At 71.8% G+C, this 20,933-nt stretch carries 21 protein-coding genes; 10 read left to right on the top strand and 11 right to left on the bottom strand.

Translation table 11 applies throughout. The features are described 5' to 3' along the window. The first annotated feature begins 5 nt into the window (after positions 1-5). The 4 genes from ACYVAG_RS11165 to ACYVAG_RS11150 are packed head-to-tail and all read left to right on the top strand — an operon-like array spanning position 6 to position 3,457. Positions 6-845, top strand: coding sequence for an ABC transporter ATP-binding protein (locus ACYVAG_RS11165; protein ID WP_460769696.1), 840 nt, complete (start codon positions 6-8; stop codon positions 843-845). Then, a complete protein-coding gene (locus ACYVAG_RS11160) occupies positions 838-2,022 on the top strand; it encodes an ABC transporter substrate-binding protein (RefSeq protein ID WP_460769694.1) in 1,185 nt (394 codons plus the stop codon). The genes ACYVAG_RS11165 and ACYVAG_RS11160 overlap by 8 nt, the downstream gene beginning before the upstream one ends. Then, on the top strand, positions 2,019-2,849 hold the full coding sequence (locus ACYVAG_RS11155; RefSeq protein WP_460769693.1) for an ABC transporter permease: 831 nt from the start codon (positions 2,019-2,021) through the stop codon (positions 2,847-2,849). The genes ACYVAG_RS11160 and ACYVAG_RS11155 overlap by 4 nt, the downstream gene beginning before the upstream one ends. After that, the gene (locus ACYVAG_RS11150; RefSeq protein ID WP_460769691.1) at positions 2,846-3,457 is read left to right on the top strand and encodes an NAD(P)H-dependent oxidoreductase; all 612 of its coding nucleotides are present in this window, start codon (positions 2,846-2,848) and stop codon (positions 3,455-3,457) included. Before ACYVAG_RS11155 ends, ACYVAG_RS11150 begins: the two co-directional genes overlap by 4 nt. Positions 3,458-3,604: 147 nt before the next feature. On the opposite strand, the gene ACYVAG_RS11145 is transcribed toward ACYVAG_RS11150, so the two are convergent. From ACYVAG_RS11145 to ACYVAG_RS11135, 3 genes are all read right to left on the bottom strand, one after another. Beyond that, the gene (locus ACYVAG_RS11145) at positions 3,605-5,317 is read right to left on the bottom strand and encodes an FAD-binding oxidoreductase (RefSeq protein ID WP_460769689.1); all 1,713 of its coding nucleotides are present in this window, start codon (positions 5,315-5,317) and stop codon (positions 3,605-3,607) included. Next, positions 5,314-6,159 carry a lysophospholipid acyltransferase family protein gene (locus tag ACYVAG_RS11140; RefSeq protein ID WP_460769688.1) on the bottom strand — a complete coding sequence of 282 codons (846 nt, stop codon included), beginning with the start codon at positions 6,157-6,159 and terminating at the stop codon, positions 5,314-5,316. The genes ACYVAG_RS11145 and ACYVAG_RS11140 overlap by 4 nt, the downstream gene beginning before the upstream one ends. A gap of 197 nt (positions 6,160-6,356) precedes the next feature. Then, the gene (locus ACYVAG_RS11135; protein ID WP_460769687.1) at positions 6,357-6,812 is read right to left on the bottom strand and encodes a MarR family winged helix-turn-helix transcriptional regulator; all 456 of its coding nucleotides are present in this window, start codon (positions 6,810-6,812) and stop codon (positions 6,357-6,359) included. 72 nt (positions 6,813-6,884) lie between these two features. On the opposite strand from ACYVAG_RS11135, the gene ACYVAG_RS11130 reads away from it, so the two are divergent. Both ACYVAG_RS11130 and ACYVAG_RS11125 read left to right on the top strand, forming a co-directional pair. Continuing rightward, a complete protein-coding gene (locus ACYVAG_RS11130; RefSeq protein WP_460769685.1) occupies positions 6,885-8,069 on the top strand; it encodes a cytochrome ubiquinol oxidase subunit I in 1,185 nt (394 codons plus the stop codon). Continuing rightward, positions 8,069-8,632, top strand: coding sequence for a hypothetical protein (locus ACYVAG_RS11125; RefSeq protein ID WP_460769683.1), 564 nt, complete (start codon positions 8,069-8,071; stop codon positions 8,630-8,632). The genes ACYVAG_RS11130 and ACYVAG_RS11125 overlap by 1 nt, the downstream gene beginning before the upstream one ends. An 18-nt stretch (positions 8,633-8,650) precedes the next feature. Here ACYVAG_RS11125 and ACYVAG_RS11120 read toward each other — a convergent pair whose 3' ends face one another. The 3 genes from ACYVAG_RS11120 to ACYVAG_RS11110 are packed head-to-tail and all read right to left on the bottom strand — an operon-like array spanning position 8,651 to position 10,843. Next, positions 8,651-9,415, bottom strand: coding sequence for an SDR family NAD(P)-dependent oxidoreductase (locus ACYVAG_RS11120; RefSeq protein WP_460769681.1), 765 nt, complete (start codon positions 9,413-9,415; stop codon positions 8,651-8,653). A gap of 10 nt (positions 9,416-9,425) precedes the next feature. Next, positions 9,426-10,610, bottom strand: a complete 1,185-nt coding sequence (locus ACYVAG_RS11115) for an acyltransferase family protein (RefSeq protein ID WP_460769680.1) — start codon at positions 10,608-10,610, stop codon at positions 9,426-9,428. Beyond that, positions 10,607-10,843, bottom strand: a complete 237-nt coding sequence (locus tag ACYVAG_RS11110) for an AbrB/MazE/SpoVT family DNA-binding domain-containing protein (RefSeq protein ID WP_460769678.1) — start codon at positions 10,841-10,843, stop codon at positions 10,607-10,609. The genes ACYVAG_RS11115 and ACYVAG_RS11110 overlap by 4 nt, the downstream gene beginning before the upstream one ends. Before the next feature lie 81 nt (positions 10,844-10,924). On the opposite strand from ACYVAG_RS11110, the gene ACYVAG_RS11105 reads away from it, so the two are divergent. Further along, entirely contained in the window at positions 10,925-11,653 is a 729-nt protein-coding gene (locus ACYVAG_RS11105; RefSeq protein ID WP_460769676.1) for a trimeric intracellular cation channel family protein, read from the top strand. A gap of 37 nt (positions 11,654-11,690) precedes the next feature. On the opposite strand, the gene ACYVAG_RS11100 is transcribed toward ACYVAG_RS11105, so the two are convergent. After that, on the bottom strand, positions 11,691-12,479 hold the full coding sequence (locus tag ACYVAG_RS11100; protein WP_460769675.1) for a deoxyribonuclease IV: 789 nt from the start codon (positions 12,477-12,479) through the stop codon (positions 11,691-11,693). Positions 12,480-12,835: 356 nt separating this feature from the next. Next, complete coding sequence (locus ACYVAG_RS11095; RefSeq protein ID WP_460769674.1) at positions 12,836-14,653, bottom strand: HNH endonuclease signature motif containing protein; 1,818 nt, start codon at positions 14,651-14,653, stop codon at positions 12,836-12,838. 219 nt (positions 14,654-14,872) lie between these two features. Here ACYVAG_RS11095 and ACYVAG_RS11090 point away from each other — a divergent pair, with 219 nt between their 5' ends. Continuing rightward, a complete protein-coding gene (locus tag ACYVAG_RS11090) occupies positions 14,873-16,177 on the top strand; it encodes a thiolase domain-containing protein (RefSeq protein WP_460769672.1) in 1,305 nt (434 codons plus the stop codon). A 37-nt stretch (positions 16,178-16,214) separates the two neighbouring features. On the opposite strand, the gene ACYVAG_RS11085 is transcribed toward ACYVAG_RS11090, so the two are convergent. Both ACYVAG_RS11085 and ACYVAG_RS11080 read right to left on the bottom strand, forming a co-directional pair. Continuing rightward, positions 16,215-17,273, bottom strand: a complete 1,059-nt coding sequence (locus ACYVAG_RS11085) for a DUF2330 domain-containing protein (protein ID WP_460769671.1) — start codon at positions 17,271-17,273, stop codon at positions 16,215-16,217. A 59-nt stretch (positions 17,274-17,332) separates the two neighbouring features. Further along, on the bottom strand, positions 17,333-17,812 hold the full coding sequence (locus ACYVAG_RS11080) for an anthrone oxygenase family protein (RefSeq protein ID WP_460769670.1): 480 nt from the start codon (positions 17,810-17,812) through the stop codon (positions 17,333-17,335). 131 nt (positions 17,813-17,943) lie between these two features. On the opposite strand from ACYVAG_RS11080, the gene ACYVAG_RS11075 reads away from it, so the two are divergent. Continuing rightward, positions 17,944-18,915: an AraC family transcriptional regulator gene (locus ACYVAG_RS11075; protein WP_460769668.1), complete on the top strand. Its 972-nt coding sequence runs from the start codon at positions 17,944-17,946 to the stop codon at positions 18,913-18,915. Here the strand turns inward: ACYVAG_RS11075 and ACYVAG_RS11070 are convergent. Beyond that, positions 18,901-20,385 carry a cobyric acid synthase gene (locus ACYVAG_RS11070; RefSeq protein ID WP_460769666.1) on the bottom strand — a complete coding sequence of 495 codons (1,485 nt, stop codon included), beginning with the start codon at positions 20,383-20,385 and terminating at the stop codon, positions 18,901-18,903. The two genes, ACYVAG_RS11075 and ACYVAG_RS11070, sit on opposite strands and share 15 nt — an antisense overlap. Positions 20,386-20,421: 36 nt before the next feature. On the opposite strand from ACYVAG_RS11070, the gene ACYVAG_RS11065 reads away from it, so the two are divergent. Continuing rightward, the gene (locus tag ACYVAG_RS11065) at positions 20,422-20,898 is read left to right on the top strand and encodes an SRPBCC family protein (RefSeq protein WP_460769664.1); all 477 of its coding nucleotides are present in this window, start codon (positions 20,422-20,424) and stop codon (positions 20,896-20,898) included. Positions 20,899-20,933: the final 35 nt, after the last annotated feature.

The following is a 20,933-nucleotide window of genomic DNA, read 5'->3' as shown; positions in this document are numbered from 1 at the left end:
CGACGGTGGGGCGACATCGCGGTGGCGAGCGCCGGCCGGTTGACGCGACGCAGCCCGTCGTCCGCCTCGACGGCGTCAGCGTCGCCCTGGGCGGTCGGCGGGTGCTCAACCGCATCGACCTCGAGGTCGCCCGCGGGTCGGTCGTCGCCGTTCTCGGGCCCTCGGGCGTCGGCAAGTCGACGCTGCTGAAGTTGCTCACCCGCGAGCTGGCCGCGTCGGAGGGCGCGGTCGAGCTCGCCGGCGGCACGAGCGCGCGCGAGGGCGTCGTCCACCAGGACGCCCACCTGTTCGGCTGGCTGACGATCGGCGAGAACATCGCGTTGGGCCAGAAGCTGCGCGCGAACGGGCACGACCCCGAGCGCGTACGCGAGCTCGTCGACCTGCTCGGCCTCGGCGAGGTCGTCGACCGGTGGCCCGACCAGGTCTCCGGCGGTCAGGCCCAGCGCGCGTCGCTGGCCCGGGCGCTGGCGATCTCGCCCGACCTGCTGCTGCTCGACGAGCCGTTTTCGGCGCTCGACCCGGCGTCGCGGGCCGAGCTGCAGGCGTGGCTGCGGACGGCCGTGGAGCGCGACGGCCTCACCGCCGTCATCGTCACCCACGACATCGACGAGGCGCTGATCCTCGCCGACGAGATCGTGCTGTTCGGCGCGGGCGGCACCATCGTGCGGCGGTGGGCGTCGGAGCCCGCGGTTGACCACGCGGCCGCCTCGGTGCACCCGCTGCGCGGGGCGATCCGGGCCGGGTACGCCGACCTCGGCGCCCCCGCGCGCGAGCACGACGACGAGGAGTGGTCGGGGTTCGCGGACGCGGCGCCGAACGTCACGCGAGGAGCGAGCCGTGTCTGATCGGATCTCCCGCCGCCAGGCCCTCCGCCTGGGCGGCCGCGTCACCGCCGCCGTCGGCCTCGGCGGGCTCGCCGCCCGCGGCGGCTGGCTCGCGCTCGGTGGCGACTCCGCGCTCGCGACCGACGCCCCGCCGGTGCTCGACCGCGAGGTCCGCATCGGCTATCTCCCCATCACCGACGCGTCGGCCCTGCTGACCGCCCACGAGCAGGGATTCCTTGCCGCGCAGGGATTGCGCTCGGCCAAGCCCGTGCTGTTCCGCTCGTGGGAGTCGCTCGCGCAGGCCTTCGCCGTCGGCGAGGTCGACGTCGTCCACCTGCTGATGCCGTTCGCGCTGCAGATGCGGCTGGCCGCGCGCACGCCGCTGAAGGTCGTCGCCTGGGGCCACACCAACGGATCGGCGCTCACAGTCGCCCCCGCGATCACCGACCTCGCCCAGCTCGCCGGCAAGCGGGTCGCCGTGCCGTCGTGGTGGTCGGTGCATTCCCTGCTGACGCAGCGATTGCTGGCGTCGGCCGGGCTCACCCCTGTCGTCCGCCGCACCGCCTCGACCGCCGACCGCACCGTCGAGCTCGCCGTCATGGCGCCCGCCGACATGGTGTCGGCCCTCGCATCGGGGGCCATCTCCGCGTACGCCGTCGCCGACCCGTTCAACGCGGTCGCCGAGGTGCGCGGCATCGGCCGCGTGCATCGCTTCCTCGGCGACGTCTGGCGCGATCATCCGTGCTGCGCCGTCGTCGTCCGCGAGGACCTCGTCGGCGGCCAGCCCCGCGCCGTCCAGGCGATCGTCGACGGTGTCGTCGCCGCGCAACGCTGGCTGGGCGAGCATCGCGCCGAGGCCGCCCCCGTGCTGACCTCGCGTACGCAGTTCCTGCCCCAGCCCGAGCCCGCCGTCGCGAAGGTGTTCACCCGCGACCCCGCGGCGTACGCGGGGATCACCCGCAACGCCGACTGGCACGGCGAGCGCCTCGGCTTCTCGGCCTTCCCGCAGGCGAGCGCGACCGCCCAGCTCGTCGGGCTGCTGCAGAACAACCTCGTCGACGGCGACACGCGCTTCCTCGCCGGGCTCGACCCGGCCGCGGCCCATCGCGAGCTCGTCGATGACCGCTTCGTCCGCGCGTCCCTGGAGCGCGCCGGCCTCCCCATTCCCCAACCCCGACAGGAAGTGGTGGTCCCGTGACCTCCCTGACCCTGCCCCGCAACCTCGGCGCGGCGCGCGGCCCGGCCGAGCCAGGCGTACGCCGCCGCCCGGCCCCCGCGTGGCTGCCCGCCGCCGGCATTCTGGCCGCCGTCGGCATCTGGTGGCTGCTCACGCGCGTGCTGTTCGTGCACCGCCCGCTCGTCGCGCAGTTCGCCCCCGACCGCGCCGTCACCGGAATGGTGGAACTGTGGCGCTCCGGGCTGCTCGTCGACGGGGCCGCGACCAGCGTGTTCCGCCTGCTGGCGGGGCTCGCGATCGCCTTCGTGCTCGGGGCCGTCGGCGGCGTGCTGGTCGGCCAACTCGCCTGGCTCGACGCCGCCACCCGGCCGGTCCAGCTGTTCCTCCGGATGGTCTCGCCCCTGTCGTGGGCGCCCGTCGCCATCATCGCGGTCGGCGTGGGCGACGCGCCGGTGGTCGCGCTGGTCGCGGCGGCGGCGGTCTGGCCGATCCTCGTCGCGACCGCCGACGGCGTACGCGCCGTCGATCCGGCCCACCGCGAGACCCTGCGTACGCTCGGGGCGACGCGCTGGGAGGTGCTCCGATTCGTCGTGCTGCCGAGCATCCAGCCGCGCGTGCTCGCCGGCGTGCGGCAGGCGATCGGACTCGCGTGGGTGGTGATCGTGCCGGCCGAGATGTTGGGCGTGACCTCCGGGCTGGGCTATCAGATCCTCAACGCCAAGGACCAGCTGGCCTATCATCACATCACCGCGCTGATCCTCGTCATCGGAACCGTCGGCTTCGCGATCGACGCGCTGGCGCGCTGGGTGCTGGCGACGCGGCGCGAGCGACTGGAGGAGGCGCGATGACGTTCGCTTCGGAGTCCTTCTCTGCTTCGGTTCCCTTGTCCAGCGCGGAACCCGGTCCCACGGTCGCCGTCGTCACGGCCGGCCACGGCCCCGCGTCCAGCACGGCGCGGCTCGGCATCGCGCTCGGCGATGCCACCGCGCGGGCCATGGGCGCGGGGACCCGCGTACGCCACCTCGAGCTGCGGACGTTCGCGGGCGACGTCACCGAGGCCGTCGTGACCGGCGTGGCCGGGCCGTCGGTGGCCGACGCGATCGCTGTCCTGCAAGGGGCTGACGCGCTCGTCGTCGTGACGCCGACGATCAACGCGTCGTTCTCGGGGCTCCTGAAATCGTTCCTGGACACGCTTCCGCTGGACACGCTGCGCGGGTTGCCGACGGCGATCGCGGCGACGGGAGGTACGCAGCGGCACACGCTGGTGCTCGACCAGTCGGTGAGGCCGATGCTGGCGTTCCTGCGCGCGGTGGTGCTGCCGACGTGCCTCTATGCGACGGCCGACGAGTGGGACGGACCCCACCCCGGCGACGAGCTCGCCTCACGCATCGGCCAGGTCGGCGACGAACTGGCGGTGTTCACGGGGCTGGCGCTGACGCGGGCGCGCTCGGCGTAGGGCGCGCCCCGGAACGTTCTCCGAGCGAGCGCCAGCGAGTCGAGGAGCGCTCGCCCCATCACGTTCTCCGAGCGAGCGCCAGCGAGTCGAGGAGCGCTCGCCCCAACGTTCTCCGAGCGAGCGCCAGCGAGACGAGGAGCGCTCGCCCTACCGCCCCCTGTGGTCGCTCGAGATCACGGTGATGCCGGGCTCGCCCTCGTGGACAACCTTGCCGGGGTTGAGGTTCCCGCCGCGGTCGACGCCCTCGAACAGCGTGCGGATCATGCCCTCGCCCGCGGGCGACACGTCCTGCGCCATCCACGGCGCGTGCTCGAGGCCGACGCCGTGGTGGTGCGACAGCGTGCCGTGGTTGTCGATGAACGACTGCTGGATCGCGCGCTTCACGTGGTCATACTTGTCGAGCACCTCGTCGGTCATGTCGGCGATCGCGAAGGTGAAATAGAGGCAGGCGCCCGAGTGATAGTTGTGCGACAGGTGGCACATGATGTAGCCCTTGACGCCCAGCTCCGCCATCGCGTTCTCGGCGGCCTCGATCGTGTTGTTGTACAGGGGAACCAGGCGCGAATAGGGCACCGCGGTCTCCGACACGTCGGCCGCCGCGCCCCGGTCGAGCAGGAAGTCGCGCAGGTAGGGCGTGTCGAACTTCTTCTGGTCATAGAGCGCGCCGGGGCCCTTGCCGACGACCATGCCGCCGTGGTGGGTGACGATCTCCTTGACCGTGGCCTTCTGGCGCGCGACGTGGGCCTTCGTGCCCTCGAAGCCGATGAACGACATGCAGAGCTTGTCGAGGTCCCAGCCGCGGCGCTCGAGCAGCTTGAAGATGCCGTCGGTCGCGATCTTCTTGAACCCCTTCTGCTCCTTCTGGGTCGCGAACGAGAACGCGGTCTCGCGGTGGTCGGAGATGCGGGCGACGAGCACCTGCGCGTCCGACTGCGAGATGTCGCGCATCGCGCGGACGCCGGATTCCCAATCAGGGAAGAAGTACGCGAGGACGACGCGCTCGTCGGCGAGGCGGTGGACGTTGACGGTGACTTCGGTGATGACGCCGAGGCGGCCCTCCGAACCGAGCACCATCTCGCGCACCGACGGGCCGGTCGAGGTCGACGGGAGCGGGTTGAGCACCAGCGTCTCGCCCGGCATCACCATGCGCAGCCCGCGGGTGATGTCGGCGATGTCACCGTACTTGTCCGACTGCATGCCGGAACTGCGCGTCGCCACCCAGCCGCCGAGCGTCGAGTGGGTGAACGAGTCGGGGAAGTGGCCGATGGTCCAGCCGCGGCGGTTGAGCTGCTCCTCGAGCGCGGGGCCGAGGGCGCCGGCCTCGACGCGGGCCAGCTGGGCCTCGTCGTCGATCTCGATGACGCGGTTCATGCGGCCCAGGTCGAGCGACACGATCTGGCGGGTCTCGCCCGCCAGGGGCTCGAGTGAGCCGACGATGTTCGACCCGCCGCCGAAGGGGATCAGCACGGCGTCGGCGGCGACGACGAGGTCGACGACCTTGCGTACCTCTTCTTCGTCGGCCGGATAGACCACCACGTCGGGGATGCGTTTGAGCGCGCCGCGACGCATGCGGATGAGGTCGCGTACAGACTTGCCGAACGTGTGGACCACGCGGTCGAGGTCGTCGGTCACGACGTGCTTGTCACCGAGGGCGGCGGCCAACTCGGACGCGAGGGTGTCCGTCAACTGCGACGCCGGCACCGGGATCTCGTCGAAGTGGGGCGGCTTGCCGGCCGGCGCCCACAGGTCGAGGCCGACCTTGTCGAGCACGAACGGGGCGAAGCCGGGCTTGTCTTCGTGATGGAAGCCGATGCCCTCGACTCCCCAGCCCCACCACTTCATGTGCTTGACGCCGTTCATCGGTCACCTTCCTGGTCGCTGGCCGTCTGCGAGTCTGCCGTACGCGTGGTCCCCGCGTCACCCGTGGGGGCACCGGGGTCCGGCTCGGCCGAAGCTGTGGGCCCCTCCCGCGTCTCGCGCTCGAGCGCCTTCTGGGCGTGCTCGCTCATCAGCGGCAGCGACTTCTGAGCCGCCGTCTCGTCGTGGAGCTCGGCGATGCGGGCCGCGATGCGGTCGGAGAACTGGTGGGCCGTCTCGCCCTGGCGCGCCCACATGGGCTCGCCCAACACGACGTGGATCTTCGGCCGGCCGTTCTTCGGCCAGTTCGTGCCGCGCGGCATGGCGTCGCCCGCACCCACGAGGGCGATGGGCAGGCACGGCACGTTGCGGCTGATGCACAGCGAGGCGGCGCCCGGCTTGAACCGGCCCATGGCCTTGGTCCTCGAGCGGGTGCCCTCGGGATAGATGAGCAGCGGTACGCCGTCGCTGAGCAGGTGGCCGGCCAGGCCGCGCGTCTTGGCGCCGCGCCCGCGCAGGCCCTTCCCACGCTCGATGGGGAAGGCGTTGAGGAACAGCGCGGTGGGAACCGCGCGCCACCAGGTGTCGAAGAAATAGTCCGCGGCGGCACCCACCGCGAGGTTGCGCGACAGGCGCTGGGGGAGGCTGCCGATGATCAGCGGGGTGTCGAGGTGGCTCGAGTGGTTCGACACGACGATGAAGGGCCCGTCGAAGCCGGCGAGCCGCTCCTTGCCGTGGACCTTCACGTTGCACACCGACCAGACCAGCGGCTTCAACATGAGCTGCTGGGCCACGAAGCGCGCACTCGCGTGGGTGCGCGAGGTGTAGCGCTTCCGTTCATTCACCGGCCCAGACTATGGCCCCGGCGGTCGATCGGCCCACCCCGGCGTGGCGGCTGTGGGAACCCCATCACGGGGTGGGGGTGGGGTTGTGGGAACCGGCCAAGCACAACGTTGGCTGAGCGACTGCCGGGATCGTACGTTGGCTGAGCGAGCGCCAGCGAGTCGAAGCCACCGCCCGCACCGGCGTGCGAGGCGATCCCTCAGGGCATCGCGCCCAGATCGGCCCGCTCGCCGAGGTTGGCCGCCACGACCGCAAGCAGGCGCCGCAGTTCGGCCTCGTCGGCCGGCGTCAGGCCCGCGCGTACGCGGTCGTCGAAGGCGAGCGACGTCGCCACCAGCCCACGGAAGGCCGCCCGGCCCTCGTCGGTGGCCTCGATGAACCGCGCGCGCCGGTCGTCGGGCCGGATGGAGCGCGTGACCCAGCCCCGCTCCACGAGTTGGTCGATCAGGGCCACGAGGCGACTGCCGGGGATCGACAGGGACGACGACAGCTCCGTCTGCGCGAGCGGTCCGACCCCGACCACGCGGCTCAGGACGGCGACCTCCCGGGGCGCGACATCGTCCGGGAGAGCGGCGCTGTAGCCGCGCATGGCGAGCTGACCGGTTGCCGCCAGCACGAGGCCGAGCGGGTCCGGGGTGTTGGTGAAGTCCCCCATGGCGCAACCATAACGCATGAGATACATTCCAAATGGAATAATTCCATCCGTAAACAACTCGAACGGATCTTCATGGACCCCCTGACCGTCGCCCGCCTCTGCTTCGCCCTCACCGCCGGCATCCATTTCCTGTTCGTCGTCACCACCCTCGGCCTAGCGCCGGTGATCGCCGTCCTGAACACCGCGTACGCGGGGTCCCGCGACCCCGCTCGCCGGTCCCGTCTCCGGCGCGCGATGAACCACGTGGCACTGCTCTATCTCCTGAACTACGGGATCGGGATCGTCAGCGGTCTGGTCATGGAGCTGCAGATGGGCCTCAACTGGTCGGGCGCGCCGGCGGGGGCGTACGACGCGGTGGTGGGCGGGCTGGCGCTCGAGACCGTGGCGGCGTTCCTCGTCGAGTCGACGCTGCTGGGGCTCTGGATCGTGAGCGAGGGGCGGCTGCGCGAGGGCGTACGCGTGGTCCTGGCGTGGGGTGTGGCGGCGACGGCCTGGCTGTCGGCGGTGCTCGTGCTGGCCGTGAACGCGTACCTCCACCGCCCGGTGGGCACGGTGACGGTGGTCGGGGGCGTACGCCTGGTCGACCCCGTGGCACTCGTGACGTCACCGGGAGCGCTCGCGGTCGACGTGCACGTGGCCGGGGCAGCTGGGATCGTCGGGGGCTTCTGGCTGGCGGCGGCCGGGGCGCACCTGGCGCGGCGACGGTTGGACGGTGCGGTGGCGCTGCTGCTGATCCGCTGCGGCATCGTGCTCGTCGCCGTCGCCGCGCCGGTCTCTGTGGTCTCGGGGGTCGTGCAGTTCGCGGTCGTGCGACCGGGGCTCCGGAGCGTCGGGGTGGGCGCCGTCGGGGTCGCGCTGCCCTGGATGATGCTGGTCGGCCTGCTCATCTGGGGGTTCACGTGGGTGGTCGTGCTGCCGCTGGGGCTGCGTAGCCGGGTCCTGGAGCGGGGATGGCTGCTGCGGATGCTCGGGGGTGGGGTCTGGATCCCCCTGGCGACCACCGTCGCCGGGTGGGTCTATCGCGAGGTGTCGCGCCAGCCCTGGTTCATCGTGGGTCAGGTGACGGTCGATGAGGCGTTGTCCGCGCCGTCGGTGACCGGCCTCGTGGCGACGACGTTCGTGTTCGTGGCGATCGGGCTGACGGCCGCCCTGACGTGCTGGGTGCTGATGGGACGGGCGATGCGCCGGGCGCCGCGGGATGCGCTGTGGGAGTCGGAGGCCGGGCCGGAGCCGGCCGCCGCGGTGGTGTTCGCGTGATGACCGTGGGCGCATGGGGCATGGTGCTGGCCGTCACCGCGCTGGCGTACGCAGTGGTCGCTCTCGTTCTGGAGGGCCGCACGATCGGGACCTGCGTCGCGGCGGGTCTCGCGGGGAGTGGGCGCCGGCTCACCCGGTTGGGTGGGGGCTTCCTGTTCTCGGAGGCCTGGGTGGTGGCGCTGCTCGGGCTGGTGCACGCGGCGATGCCGCGGGCGAGTCATGCGGTGTTCGCCGTGGTCTGGGCGCCGCTGATGGCCTACGTCGCGGGGTGGATGGCGCGCGACGCAGCCCTGTGGCTGGGGCCGCGGGTGGGTCGGGGGCGGGCTCTGGTGGCGGTCGCCGCGACGGCGCAGGTGGCCGCGGCGGCGTGGGCGATGGGTCTCGTCGTCGTGGCGTGGGCGGGCGGGGGAGGGTTCCGCGGGGTGGCGGGAGTCGAACCCGCCACGGCGGCGACGCTGCCGGTCGCCGTGGTCGCCCCGGTCCTGCTGGTGGTCGTGGGGGCGGTGCAACTGGTGGCGTGGCGCCGGGTCGGCGTACGCCACGGGTGGTTCGAGTGGGGGTGAGTGCTGTTCCCGAGGGGCTCAGTGCCGCTTCGACGTCAGCTTGCGCGACACCCACCGGATGATCGGCCGCGGCGCGACCCGCGCCAGCCCGATCGCGGTGCTCCACTGCGGCGTCGGCACCGATACGACCTTGCCGCGTGCCACGTCCTGCAGGCACTCGCGGACCAGCGCGTCCGGGTCGATCCAGGCCGCGTCGGGGATCGAGCTCGCGTTGATGCCGGCGCGGTCGTGGAACTCGGTGCGCACCCAGCCCGGGCACAGCGCCGTCGTCGTCACGCCGGTGCCGGCGAGCTGCACCGCCATCGACTCCGTGTAGGCCGTCACCCACGCCTTCACCGCCGAATAGTGGCCCATCGCGACGAAGCCCGCGGCCGAGGCGGTGTTGATGATCTGGCCGTGGCCGCGCGCGGTCATCGCGCGCGCCGCCGCGTTGGCGAGCACGAGCACGCCGCGGCACATCACGTCGAGCGCCCGCTCGTCCTCGCTGGTGTCCTCGCCCAGCATCGTGGTCCGCAGCCCGAAGCCCGCGTTGTTCACCAGCAGGTCGATGGGGTCGTCGTCCGACAGCAGGCGGTCGGCGACGCGCTGGGTGTCCCCGCGGTCCGCCAGGTCGGCGCGCAGGGTCTGGACGTCGACGCCGTAGGTGCGCGACAGCTCCGCCGCCGCCTCCGCCAGCCGGGTCTCGTCGCGGGCGACGAGCACGAGGTCGTCGCCGCGGGAGGCGAGGTGGCGGGCGAACGTGGCTCCGATGCCGGCGGTGCCGCCGGTGATGAGTGCGCGCATGGCGAGAAGTCTAGGGGTGTACGCGGGGGCGCGCGGCGGCGTACTTCCGTCCGTTCAGCCAGGCGCCCAGCCACGTCGGGCGCACGAGCAGGTGATAGCTGGCGAGGAGCACCGCGACCGGGACGCCGATGATCAGCGCGGCCTTGAGGGGCCACCACCAGGCCAGGTCGGCCAGCAGCACCTGCATGACAAGGACCAGGGGGAGGTGGATCAGGTACATCCAATAGGACGCGTCGGCCAGATAGCGGATCGCGGCGTTCTCGCGGGTGAACACCGCGACGCACAGGCCCAGCAACCCGTAGCACCACAGCCAGACGCCCGCCGCGCCCACCAGGCGCAGCCACACCGGAGCGATGTGGGCCTCCATGTCGGTGGTCGTTCCCAGAGCGGCGACCATGATCACCAACGTGACCGCGGCGCCGGCGAGGTGGTGCGGCCACTGCCGGGCCAGGCGCGGCATCGCCTCTGGCCTGCCCCAGCAGAACCAGCCGGCCAGGAACGCGCCGAGGAAGGCGAGGCTGGGACCGGGTTCCGGCAGGAGCGTGACCGGACCGCCGATGATCTTGCCGGTCACCTCCATGGCGAGCCAGTAGGGGATCGCCGCCAACAGCACCCCACCCGGGCGGGTGAGGGCGTCGCCTAGGCGTACGCCCAGATTCCGCGCCCACGCGCGGTCGCCCACCGCGGCGCGCGCGAGCAGGGCCACGGCGTACAGCTGCAGCAGGGTCCACAGGAACCAGAGGTGGCCGGGATTGAGGATGACGAGGACCAGGGGTACGCCGGGCGGCGGCGCGGGGGGCTCGGTGATGCCCTGCCGGGCCATCGCCCACGTGCCGACGGCGGCGACGGTCACCAGCATGAGCGGGGCGAACACGAGGAACGGCAGGCCGATGCGCTTCAGCCGGTCGCGGGCGAAGTCGGCGGCGCCGCGACGACCGACCGACATGCGGGCGAAGAAGCCCGCGAGGAACATGAACAGCGGCATGCGGAACAGGTGGATCCACATGCTCACCACGCCCGCGACGGGCGATTTCTGGGAATCGCTAACGATCCAGGGGAAGCCGGGGACGAAGCCCAGCAGGCCGTGGAGCACGATGCCGAGCAGCAGCGCACCGCCGCGCAGGGCGTCGAGGCCGTGGAGGCGCTGACGTGCGGTGGCTTTTTCGGCGGTGGGTGGTGCCGCTGGGGTGGTCATCGCGGGCCGGGGTCCTCGTCGTCGGCCGACGGTACGCCGGGGATGACGTTGTTGATGAAGTGCTCGAACTGGGCGGGGTTGACGATCGCGATGCCCTGCTGCTGGTCGGCGAGCACGAGCAGGGTGTCGCCCGGCTTGATGCCGTAGAGGTCGCGGGCGGCCTTGGGGATGACGATCTGGCCCTTCTCGCCGACGGTGACGGTGGCCGCGTACTTGCCGGGTGGGTTGACCACGGTTTCTCCCTTGGTTATACAAGTAGGAAAAGTATAACTCGGGGAACCTGGGGTCCGGGGTCTGGGGCCTACGATGAGCCGGTGTCCGACGAACTGACCCTGGTGTTCCGCGCCCTCGACCTGCTCGGCGTCGTGCTGAACGGGATCATCGGCGGAACGCTCGCGCGGCAGCGGCGCTTCGACGCGGTCGGCTTCGCGGTGCTGGCGATCGTGTCGGCGCTCGGCGGCGGCATGTTGCGCGACACCCTGTTGCAGGCCGGCCGCCCGGTCGCTCTGGTCGACCCCTGGTATCTCATCTGCGCCCTCGCCGGTGCTGCGATCGCCTTCGTCATGAACGTCCGCCGCCGCCCGTGGGAGGTCGCGTACCCCATCGCGGACGCGGTCGTCCTGGGTGCGTGGGCCGCGGCGGGCACGACCAAGTCACTGGCGGCGGGGCTGGACTGGCTGCCGGCGATGTTGCTCGGCATCATCACGGCCGTCGGCGGCGGCATGATCCGCGACATCGCGGTGGGCGAGGTGCCGGAGGTGTTCGGCGGCAACACCCTGTACGCAGTCCCGGCCCTCATCGCGGCCGGCGTCATCGTGGTGGGCGACGCGGTCGGCGGGAACCCGGGTGCGGTGATGTTGGGGGCGACGGTCGCGGGCGCGAGCCTGGCGCTCATCGCGCGGCGCCGGGGATGGCAGCTCCCGGTGCACGGGGACGGCACGGTCACGATGACGCGCGACCAGCTGGCGCGGTTGATCCGGCGGGTGGAGCGGCGTACGCAGCGGAGCCGCGACCGGGGCGGGGACGCGGGTCAGGCGGGCTGAGCGCGCCGCGCTCAGCCGTCGTGAGGGGTTCGGGGCGTCAGACCCGGCTCGTCAGCCACTCCATGTCGGCGCGGTGGCCGTCGGCCCCGCCCGGGGTCTCGAGGACGACAGGCGTGTGGGCGTTGCGGACGACGTCCACGATGCCCTCCGGGTCGCACTGGCCCTGGCCGAGGCTCGTGTGGCGGTCGGCGCCGGAGTCGAACGCGTCGCGCGAGTCGTTGACGTGGAGGAGGTCGATGCGTCCGGTGAGGGCGCGTACGCGGTCCACCAGGCCGGTGAGGTCCTCGCCGCCGGCATGGGCGTGGCACGTGTCGAGGCAGAAGCCGACGGTGTCGCCGCCCTCGGCGGAGGTGACGGCCTCCCACAGGCGAGCGATGCGGTCGAGGCGGCGGGCCATGGCGTTGGCGCCGCCGGCGGTGTTCTCGATCAGCACCGGCACCGGCATGTCGAGGCCGTCGATGCACTTGCGCCAGTTGTCGAAGCCCTTCTCGGGGTCGTCGTCGGCGGTGACGTGGCCGCCGTGCACGATGACGCCCGCCGCGCCGATCTCGGCGGCGGCGTTGACGGTCTGCTGGAGGAGCTTGCGGCTCGGGATGCGGATGCGGTTGTTCAGCGTCGCCACGTTCAGCACGTAGGGGGCGTGGACATAGAGCGCGACTCCGGCCTGCTCGGCGGCCTCCTTCAACGCTGTTGCTCCACCCTCGTACGCGACCTTCGGCCCCTTCCATCCCTGGGGGTCGCCCAGGAAGAACTGGGAGAGGTTCGCGCCGCGGGCGATCGCCTCGGCAACGGGGTCGGTCTGGTCGACGTGGGCACCGATCTGCATGGAGCGAGCCTATCCGCCGGGACCGACGTTCTCCGAGCGGCGAGAGCCTCAGGACCCGTTCTCGGAGCGAGCACTTCGTCTTGACCGCGGGCGGCCTCGCTCAGCACAGGCTTCCGCGAGTCGAGGAGCCTGGGACCACGTTCTCCGAGCGAGCGCCAGCGAGTCGAGGAGCCTGGGACCCACGATTCCTGAGCGAGCGCTTCGGCTTGGCCGCGGGCGGCCTCGCTCAGCACAGGCTTCCGCGGGACGAGGAGTCCAGGACCACGTTCTCCGAGCGAGCGCCAGCGAGTCGAGGAGCCTGGGACCCACGTTTCCTGAGCGAGCGCCAGCGAGTCGAAGGGATCCTGGCTCGGTGGTTATCCAGGGGGGTCTCCGTCCTGGTCCCCGCGGTGTTGTCGGATGCGGTGGCGGATGTGGCGTCGTGGCCGTCGGTGTGCGTCGAGGGTGATCGGGGGCAGGAATTCGGGGAGTCCGTCGGTCGGGTTGATGCGGACTTCCCACCGGTGCGGATCAGGTCCCTTCCTTGAAGGTTCGCAGAGGGCGTGGTGGTGGCAGCAGAGCAGGACGCCGTTGGTGATCGCGGTCCACGGTCTCAGGTGCCAGGGGATGATGTGGTGGCATTCGCACTGTCGGGGTGGTCGGTCGCAGCCGGGGAAGATGCAGCCGCCGTCTCGGGCGATGAGGGCGGCGCGTTGTCCGGGGGTGAAGAACCGCTTCGCCGCACCGACGTCGAGGGGGACGCCGAGGCTGTTGAGGACCATGGGGATGATCTCGGAGTCACAGGCGAGTCGGCGGAGTTCTTGGGCGGACAGGCGCTGCCCGGCGACATCGACGGTGCCGAGTCCGGTGGTGAGTTGGTCGAGGGTGACGGTGAGGTTTAGTCGGGGGCGGTCTGCTCCGAGGGCGGGGGCGTGGTCGGCGTCGGCGAAGGCGTGGGCCAACTCCATCAGGGCGTCAGCCCGTGCCATGGCTCTGGAGGGTCGTCCGCCGCAGAGTCCGCAGTCGGGTCCGGGACAGGCGGGCCCGCAGACCGGGTCGGTCAGGTCGTCGAGGGAGGTGTCGGTGAGGTCGGGCAGACCGGTCGTCGACGCCGCGTCTGTGTCCTTGCGGGGAAGGCGGCCCCGGACCGGTCCGGTCGCGCCGTCACCCTCGTTGTGGTGGTGGGCGCAGTCGGCGGTGTGGTCGCGGGTCGCTTCGACTCCTTCGTCGCTCAGCGAGCGTGGGGTGCGCTCCTCGTCTCGCTGGCGCTCGCTCGGAGAACGTTCCGACTCAGCCGCGAAGCCAGCCGGCTGCTCGTCTCGCGGAGCCTGTGCTGAGCGAGGCCGCTCTGGGGCTGGGTCGAAGTGCTCGCTCGGAGAACGGTCCGGGGTCGCTTCGACTCCTGCGTCGCTCAGCGAGCGTGCGTTCCGCTCCTCCTTGCTCGTGTGGGTGGGGCGGTCGACGGTGGGGAGGCCTCGGGCCCGGCGGCGCGCGCGATCCGCAATCGCGTCGATCAAGGCCGCCAGTTGTTCGCCTTCGGCCAGCGGGAGTTTCCCGCGGAGGTTCATCGAGCCGTGGCCGTCGGGCCAGAAGTGCAGTTCGCGGGTCTGCCAGGCGCGGGCTTCCTGCCGCTCCAACTGCGCGGCCAGGAGCTCGTCGGCGTGGTCGGGGTCGACGACCTCGACCAGCCGGTGCGCGAGCTGCCGCAGCTCTTTGGGGTCGAACTCGGACGCATAGGTGACCATCACCTTCTGTGCCTCGACCTGTTTGTCGGCTGCGAGGTCCTCGGGCAAGAGTGCGAGGGCGTCGCAGATCGCGTCGGCCTGCCGCGGCAACACCACACCGTCGGCCATGCCGTCCCAGACATGCTCCTGTTCGATGACCCGGCCGGCGCGGCGGACCAGGCCGTGGGCTTCCCTGCTGCCGTAGCCGTGGGTTTCCCGCAGCCACGCCCCGGTGGAGATTCCGAGCTCGTGCTGCGCGGCGTCGCGGCGTTCGACCTCGGCGACGAGCAGCAGGTGCGCGGCCTCGACCCGGGCCGCGAGCTGCTGTGCCCGCCCCGCCAACGCCAACAGATCACCATCGGCCATGAGTCGCAGGTCTGCCGATTCCATGGCCCCGTCCAGCGCAGCACCCAGTGCACGGTCGGCGGTGCCGATCGCGTCGGGGAGCGTGGACGGGGACATCTCCTGCATACGAACAAGTGTTCCCGCAGGGTCCGACAAGAATCCAGTTATCCACAGACCGACCCCTCCCTGCTTCGGGGTCACTCAGAACTGTGGATAAGTCGCGCGCGCACTCCTCGTCTCGCTGGCGCTCGCTCGGAGAACGTGGGGCGTCGCTTCCACTCGTTCGTCGCTCAGCGAGCGTGGAACCTGCTCCCTCCTCGTCTCGCTGGCGCTCGCTCGGAGAACGTGGGGCGTCGCTTCGACTCCTTCGTCGCAGCGAGCGCCGGCTCCTCGTCTCGCTGGCGCTCGCTCGGAGAACGTGGCGGGGTTGCTTCGACTCCTTCGTCGCTCAGCGAGCGTGGGACCTGCTCCTCGTCTCCCCAGCGCTCGCACGCGGAACCAGGGGCGTCCTACCCTTCTTCCACGACCGACATCGCCGTCACCGGAATCGCCCACACCCGCTTCGGCAAGCTGTCCGACGACACCGTCGAGACCCTCGTCGTCCAGGTCGTCCGCGACGCCCTCGCCGACGCCGGCCTCGAACCCGGCCGGGTCGACGAGGTCGATCTCAGCCAGTTCAACGCCGGCCTCACGCCCCTCGCCTTTCCTTCCTCACTGGCGATGCAGGCCGACGACGCCCTCTTCGGTGCCCCCATGACCCGCGTCGAGAACGCCTGCGCATCCGGCTCCGCGGCCGTCCACCAAGGCATCCGCGCGATGCGCTCCGGCTGCGCCAAGACCGTCCTCGTGATCGGCGTCGAGAAGATGACCCACGCGGGTGCCGATGTCGTCGGCGCCGCCCTGCTCGGCGCCGACTTCGAGCTCGCCGGCACCGAGTCCACCACCGGGTTCGCCGGCCTGTTCGCCCGCGTCGCCGAGGCGTACGCCGACCGCCACGGCGACGTCACCGAAGCCCTCGCCATGATCGCCGCCAAGAACCACGCGAACGGCATGAAGAACCCGAACGCCCAACTCCACAAGGAATTCTCCGTCGAGTTCTGCCGCACCGAGTCCGACAAGAACCCGCGCGTCGCCGGTCCCCTGAAGCGTACGGACTGTTCGCCCGTCTCCGACGGCGCCGCCGCCCTGATCCTCCAGGACACAACGGAAGGACTCGCCCGCATCACCGGCTTCGGCCACGCCAACGACTTCCTTCCCGCAGCCAAGAAGGACCCCAGCGCCTTCGCCGGCACCCGCATCGCCATCGAGCGCGCCCTCGCCATGGCGAACACCGACCTCGATGCGCTCTCTCTCGCAGAGGTCCATGACTGCTTCACCATCGCCGAGCTCGTCGTCTATGAGGCCATGGGCCTCACCGAGCCCGGTCAGGGTCGCCGCGCCCTCGACGAGGGTTGGGTCTTCCCCGACGGCAAGCTGCCCGTCAACGTCTCCGGCGGCCTCAAGTCGAAGGGTCACCCCGTCGGCGCCACCGGCGTCTCGCAACACGTCCTCGCCGCGCTCCAGCTCTCCGGCCGCGCCGACGCCATGCAGGTCGCGGGTGCCAGCAAAGCCCTTGTGCACAACATGGGCGGCCTTGCCGTGGCGAACTAGGCGACCGTGCTGGAGGCCTGACCCGCGTACGCCCGGCCTAGCCCGTACGCCCCCGTCCGCGCCGAACCACGACCGCGCCCGCCGCCAGTCCCGCGAGGACGGCCAAGCCCGACAGCGTGATCGCCCACCCCAGCGCGCGGCCGGGGGAGTGGTCGACCGACCACTCCACCTCGCGGTACGCGTCGTCGCGCGCCGCCGGCCCGAACGCGAAGTCCTGCGTGATCGCCCGGGGTGACAACTGACCCACGTACGCCGTCAGGAAGGCCTCGGTCGTTCCCGGCACCAGGCCTGCCGGCTGGCCCACGCGTACGCCCGGCACCCGTCCCGCGAACTCGAGCCTCATGGGATCGCCCGGCGCCGCCTCCGCGGTGATGTCCATGCGCCGTGGCGCGACCACATACAGGGCGACGTCCTGGCTCTGGGCGGCATGTTTCGACAGCCTGATGGGATAGATCACCCGATCGGTCGGGAACCGCAGCCGCAGCGGGTCGAGGTCTCCCTGCAGCGCCGAGCCCGCGGCGGCCGGCGTCAGGCGCACGGCCTGGATGCGCCAGCCCTGGTCGAGATAGCCCTGAAAGGTCGGCAGCAGCTCGTCCTTCGCCGGGAATCCGTTCTCCCGCAGCCAATCGTTCACGGCCGCGGCCGAGTCACCTGCGAGCGTGGTCACCCGGAACGGACCGATCTCCGCGACCCCCTCGACCCGCACTCCCGAACCCGGGGCAGACCCGCCCACCCCGCGATCGTCGTCCAGAAAGGGAAACCGCGGCGTCCAGTCCTTGCGCGTGCGCTGCTCGGCCCGAGTGAGGTCGCGCAGGTCGTCCCAGACTTCCTTGTCCCCCAGCGAAAGCTCGGTCCCCGCCGGCGTCGGCATGATCCACGCCGCCTCGGCCGCCCGCCCGTTCAGCCGCATGATCATGTCGATCGTCTCGGTGCGCCCGCCCCACGTGATCATGGCCATCTCGCCGCGTACGCGGGCTCCCTCGCGGGTCGGCATCGCCCCGCACGCGCAGGCAGCAGCGCCGGGCGCGGCAACGACGGAGAACCCGACCAGGAACAGCAGGGCCAGCAGGACGCGAACGGCACGGAAAGTACGCATGACTCACGGTAGGCAGCCGCAGTGGCATGTTCGCCACGTCCACGGTCACGATCTGGGCATCACTCGGTTCCGCGCACCGTCGCGGCCACCGCCGCGCCTCCCAGTGCGACGGCCGCGAGCGCGCACACGGCCCGCACGGTGTTCGCGCCCGTCCACTCCCGCAGATAGACCGGCCAGTACGCCCCCGCCTCCGCCGAGCCGGGAGACAGCCGGGCCAGATGTTCGTTGCGCGGCACGTTGTAGGCGAGCGTCAGCCGGAACGCCGCCAGGTGGGCCAACCCGGCGCCGGCCGCCAGGGTGTCGACCAGTCCACGCTCACCCCGCACGAACCGCGCGACCTGGAAGGCCCCGAGCGCGGCACCGCCGAAGAACGCGATCATGAACGGCGCCTGCACGGCGGTCCGGTTGAACCCCTGCATGGTCGCCACTCCCTCGGTGGTGGCGAGCGTGGCCAGCCTCGGCATGACCCGCGCCGAGAAGTTGGCATAGACCCCCGCGACCACGGCGGACGCCGCCAGGGCGAAGAGATTGGTGAGCATGGTTCCTCTTGTGGCTGGATGATCCGTCGGGTGTGACGATGCCTCCAGTCAACGACCGATGCCGCCGCGCGACCATGCTGTCGCGGACGGCGCCCATACGACTTCGGCCGGATCGTGGTTAGGGTGCACCCATGGACCCGGTCGCGCTCCTGCTCGACGCACCCCGCTCGCGACGCACCGCCGCGTTGCGCGTCCTGATGTCGGGGGACTGGGCCATCTCCGTCGAGGACGACGCCCCCCTCACCGTCTGCGCGCTGCTGCGCGGCGACTGCCACCTCGTACGCGGCCCCGCGACGCACGCCCTCACCGCCGGCGACGTCCTGATCGTGAGCGGCACCGAGCCCTACGTCCTCGCCGTAGACCCCGCTCGCGCGCCCACGGTCACCATCGGCCCCGGTGGCGCCTGCCGCGGCGGCGACGGGCGCGATCTCGCCGAACCCATGGCGCTCGGCGTCCGCGCCTGGGGCAACGATCCCGAAGGCCACCACGACCTGCTGATCGCCACCTACGCCTCCGAGTCGGAGGTGGGGCGCCAACTCCTGGCGTCGCTGCCCCGAGAGATCATCGAGCGCCCGGAGGTCGGCGCGCTGGCTGAGCTCATCGTCGATCAGCTCGCGGTGACGGCGCCGGGCCAGGCGACTGTGGTGAACCGTCTGCTCGACGTGTTGCTGATCGCGACCGTGCGCCAGTGGACGGCCCGCGACGACACCGGGCCGTCGTGGTGGTCGGTGGGCCGCGATCCCGAGATCGCGGCGGCGCTGGGCCGCATGGACGCCGATGACACCGGGGCGCTGACGCCTGAGCGGCTGGCGGCCGACGTGGGCCTGTCGCGGGCCACCTTCACCAAGCGATTCCGTGAGGTGGTGGGGGTCCCGCCGGGGGAGTACGCGCGGCGTACGCGGCTGGCCAGGGCCGCCGACGCGCTCCGTGACGAGCACCTGACCGTGGAGGCGGTGGGCCGCCGGTTCGGCTATGCGACCCCCTTCAGCTTCAGCGCGGCGTTCAAGGCCCACTTCGGGACGAGCCCGAGCGCTCACCGGCGCGGCATCACCGACGCACCTGCCACACCGGAAGGACAGGGCGCCGACTCAGAGGGCCACTAGGCCGTCGATGTCGACGTGCTCCTCCAGCGCGTCCGCCACGCGGTCGATCATCGCCTCGCGTCGCTCCGCGAACCCGGGCGCACCACTCACCGGCCGCCACGCCAGGCCCTGGGCCTCCGCCACGGCCGTCAGCCAGGCCCGGCGGAACCCGTCCACCTCGAACGCCCCGTGCCACAACGTGCCCCACGTCGAGCCCACGCGACACCCGTCGAGGAAGGGTTCGAACGGAGCATCCCCCGACTCGCCCAGGTCCTCAGGCCCACGCGCCTCCACCGTCACCCGCCCGTGGTGGATCGCATAGCCCATCACCGACTCGCCCCGCCACGAGCCCGACGGCAGCGCCAGCACCTTCTCGCCGTCGAAGTCGACCCGCGCCGGCAGGATTCCCAACCCCGCAACCGATCCCGCGCCCGACTCCACATCGTCGTCGATCGTCCGCGCCAACATCTGATAGCCCCCGCAGATGCCCAGCGTCGCCCGCCCCGTGTGCGCCCGATGCTCCACCACGCGGTCGATCCCCCGCGCCCGCAGCCAGGCCAGATCGCTCACCGTCGCCCGCGACCCCGGAAACACCAGCACGTCGGCGGTCGCACATGTCGTCGGGTCGGCCGTGACCACGACCTCCACCCCCGGCTCCGCCGCGAGCGCGTCGACGTCGGTCGCGTTCGAGACCCGCGGGAACCGCACGACCGCCACGGTCAGCGTCGCCGCCCCGGGGTCGTTCGGTCGGTGGTGCCAGCCGCCGATCGCCAGCGCGTCCTCGCCGTCGAGCCACACGTCGTCGAGCCAGGGAACCACGCCCAGGCAGGGAACCCCGGTGCGGCGCGTGATCTCGTCGAGCCCCGGCGCCAGCACGGCGGCGTCGCCGCGGAACTTGTTGATGACGTACGCCCGGAACAGCCGCCGGTCGTCCTCGTCGAGCAGCGCCCACGTGCCATAGAGCGACGCCAGCGTCCCGCCGCGGTCGATGTCGCCGACCACCACGACCGGCAGCTCGAACCGGCGCGCCAGCCCCATGTTCACATAGTCGCCCGCGCGCAGGTTGACCTCCGCCGGTGACCCCGCCCCCTCGCTCACCACGACGTCGAAACGCGAGGAAAGGTCTGCGTACGCGGAGAAAGCCGCCTCCGCGAGCGCGCGGCGACCCGTGGCGTACTGCCCCGACTCCAGCGTGCCGAACGGCCGCCCCCGCAGCACGATGTGGGAGCGCCGATCGGTGCCAGGCTTGAGGAGCACGGGGTTCATCGCCGACTCCGGCTCGGCGCGGGCGGCGACCGCCTGCAGCCACTGGGCCCGCCCGATCTCCGACCCGTCGGCGCACACCATCGAGTTGTTCGACATGTTCTGGGCCTTGAACGGTGCGACCCGCATTCCCTTGCGGGACAGCGATCGACACAACCCGGCGACGATCAGGGACTTGCCGGCATCGGACGACGTGCCGGCCACCAGCAGGCCGCGGTTCGGGGTCACCGGGTCATCCTGCCACGGGACGCCTACGCTGGCCGCATGACCCAGTCAGCCCCCCAGCGCGTCTCGCAGCAGCGCGTCATCAACGCCCCGGCCGATCGCATCTTCGCCATCCTCGCCGACATCCGGAACCACGCCGCCCTCGACGGTTCCGGCACCATCACCGGCACCCCCGACGGCCCCATCCCGCTCGTCCTGGGCGCCCACTTCTCCATGGGCATGAAGCGCAGCGGGTTCGGCTATCGCTCCGGCAGCGAGGTCGTCGAGTTCGTCCCCGACCGCGTCCTCGCCTGGCGGACGGCGACGGTGAAGGGCTCGCGTACCCTCTTCGGTGGCCACGTCTGGCGCTGGGAACTCGAGCCGCGCGACGACGGCACCACGCTGGTCCGCGCCACCTTCGACTGGTCGCCCGCGGTCGCCAAGCCCGTCCTCATCGGCCTGATGCGTGCCGACCGCGATGCCCTCGCGAGCCTCGGGCGCAGCCTGCAGTGCCTGGCCTCCCTCGTCGAGGCCTGATCGCACTGAGCCCACTGGGCGCCAGATAAGGCAAC

The sequence above is a fragment of the Mariniluteicoccus flavus genome (assembly GCF_054776655.1).
The sequence above is the reverse complement of the archived record's forward strand: the minus strand, read 5'-3'. Positions and strand labels throughout refer to the sequence as shown.

Coding starts and splice junctions, on each gene's coding strand:
- ACYVAG_RS11150 (WP_460769691.1), top strand. CDS start 2,846: ATGACGTTCGCTTCGGAGTCCTTCTCTGCTTCGGTTCCCTTGTCCAGC.
- ACYVAG_RS11145 (WP_460769689.1), bottom strand. CDS start 5,317: ATGAACGGCGTCAAGCACATGAAGTGGTGGGGCTGGGGAGTCGAGGGC.
- ACYVAG_RS11135 (WP_460769687.1), bottom strand. CDS start 6,812: ATGGGGGACTTCACCAACACCCCGGACCCGCTCGGCCTCGTGCTGGCG.
- ACYVAG_RS11130 (WP_460769685.1), top strand. CDS start 6,885: ATGGACCCCCTGACCGTCGCCCGCCTCTGCTTCGCCCTCACCGCCGGC.
- ACYVAG_RS11125 (WP_460769683.1), top strand. CDS start 8,069: ATGACCGTGGGCGCATGGGGCATGGTGCTGGCCGTCACCGCGCTGGCG.
- ACYVAG_RS11120 (WP_460769681.1), bottom strand. CDS start 9,415: ATGCGCGCACTCATCACCGGCGGCACCGCCGGCATCGGAGCCACGTTC.
- ACYVAG_RS11115 (WP_460769680.1), bottom strand. CDS start 10,610: ATGACCACCCCAGCGGCACCACCCACCGCCGAAAAAGCCACCGCACGT.
- ACYVAG_RS11100 (WP_460769675.1), bottom strand. CDS start 12,479: ATGCAGATCGGTGCCCACGTCGACCAGACCGACCCCGTTGCCGAGGCG.
- ACYVAG_RS11095 (WP_460769674.1), bottom strand. CDS start 14,653: ATGCAGGAGATGTCCCCGTCCACGCTCCCCGACGCGATCGGCACCGCC.
- ACYVAG_RS11085 (WP_460769671.1), bottom strand. CDS start 17,273: ATGCGTACTTTCCGTGCCGTTCGCGTCCTGCTGGCCCTGCTGTTCCTG.
- ACYVAG_RS11080 (WP_460769670.1), bottom strand. CDS start 17,812: ATGCTCACCAATCTCTTCGCCCTGGCGGCGTCCGCCGTGGTCGCGGGG.
- ACYVAG_RS11075 (WP_460769668.1), top strand. CDS start 17,944: ATGGACCCGGTCGCGCTCCTGCTCGACGCACCCCGCTCGCGACGCACC.
- ACYVAG_RS11065 (WP_460769664.1), top strand. CDS start 20,422: ATGACCCAGTCAGCCCCCCAGCGCGTCTCGCAGCAGCGCGTCATCAAC.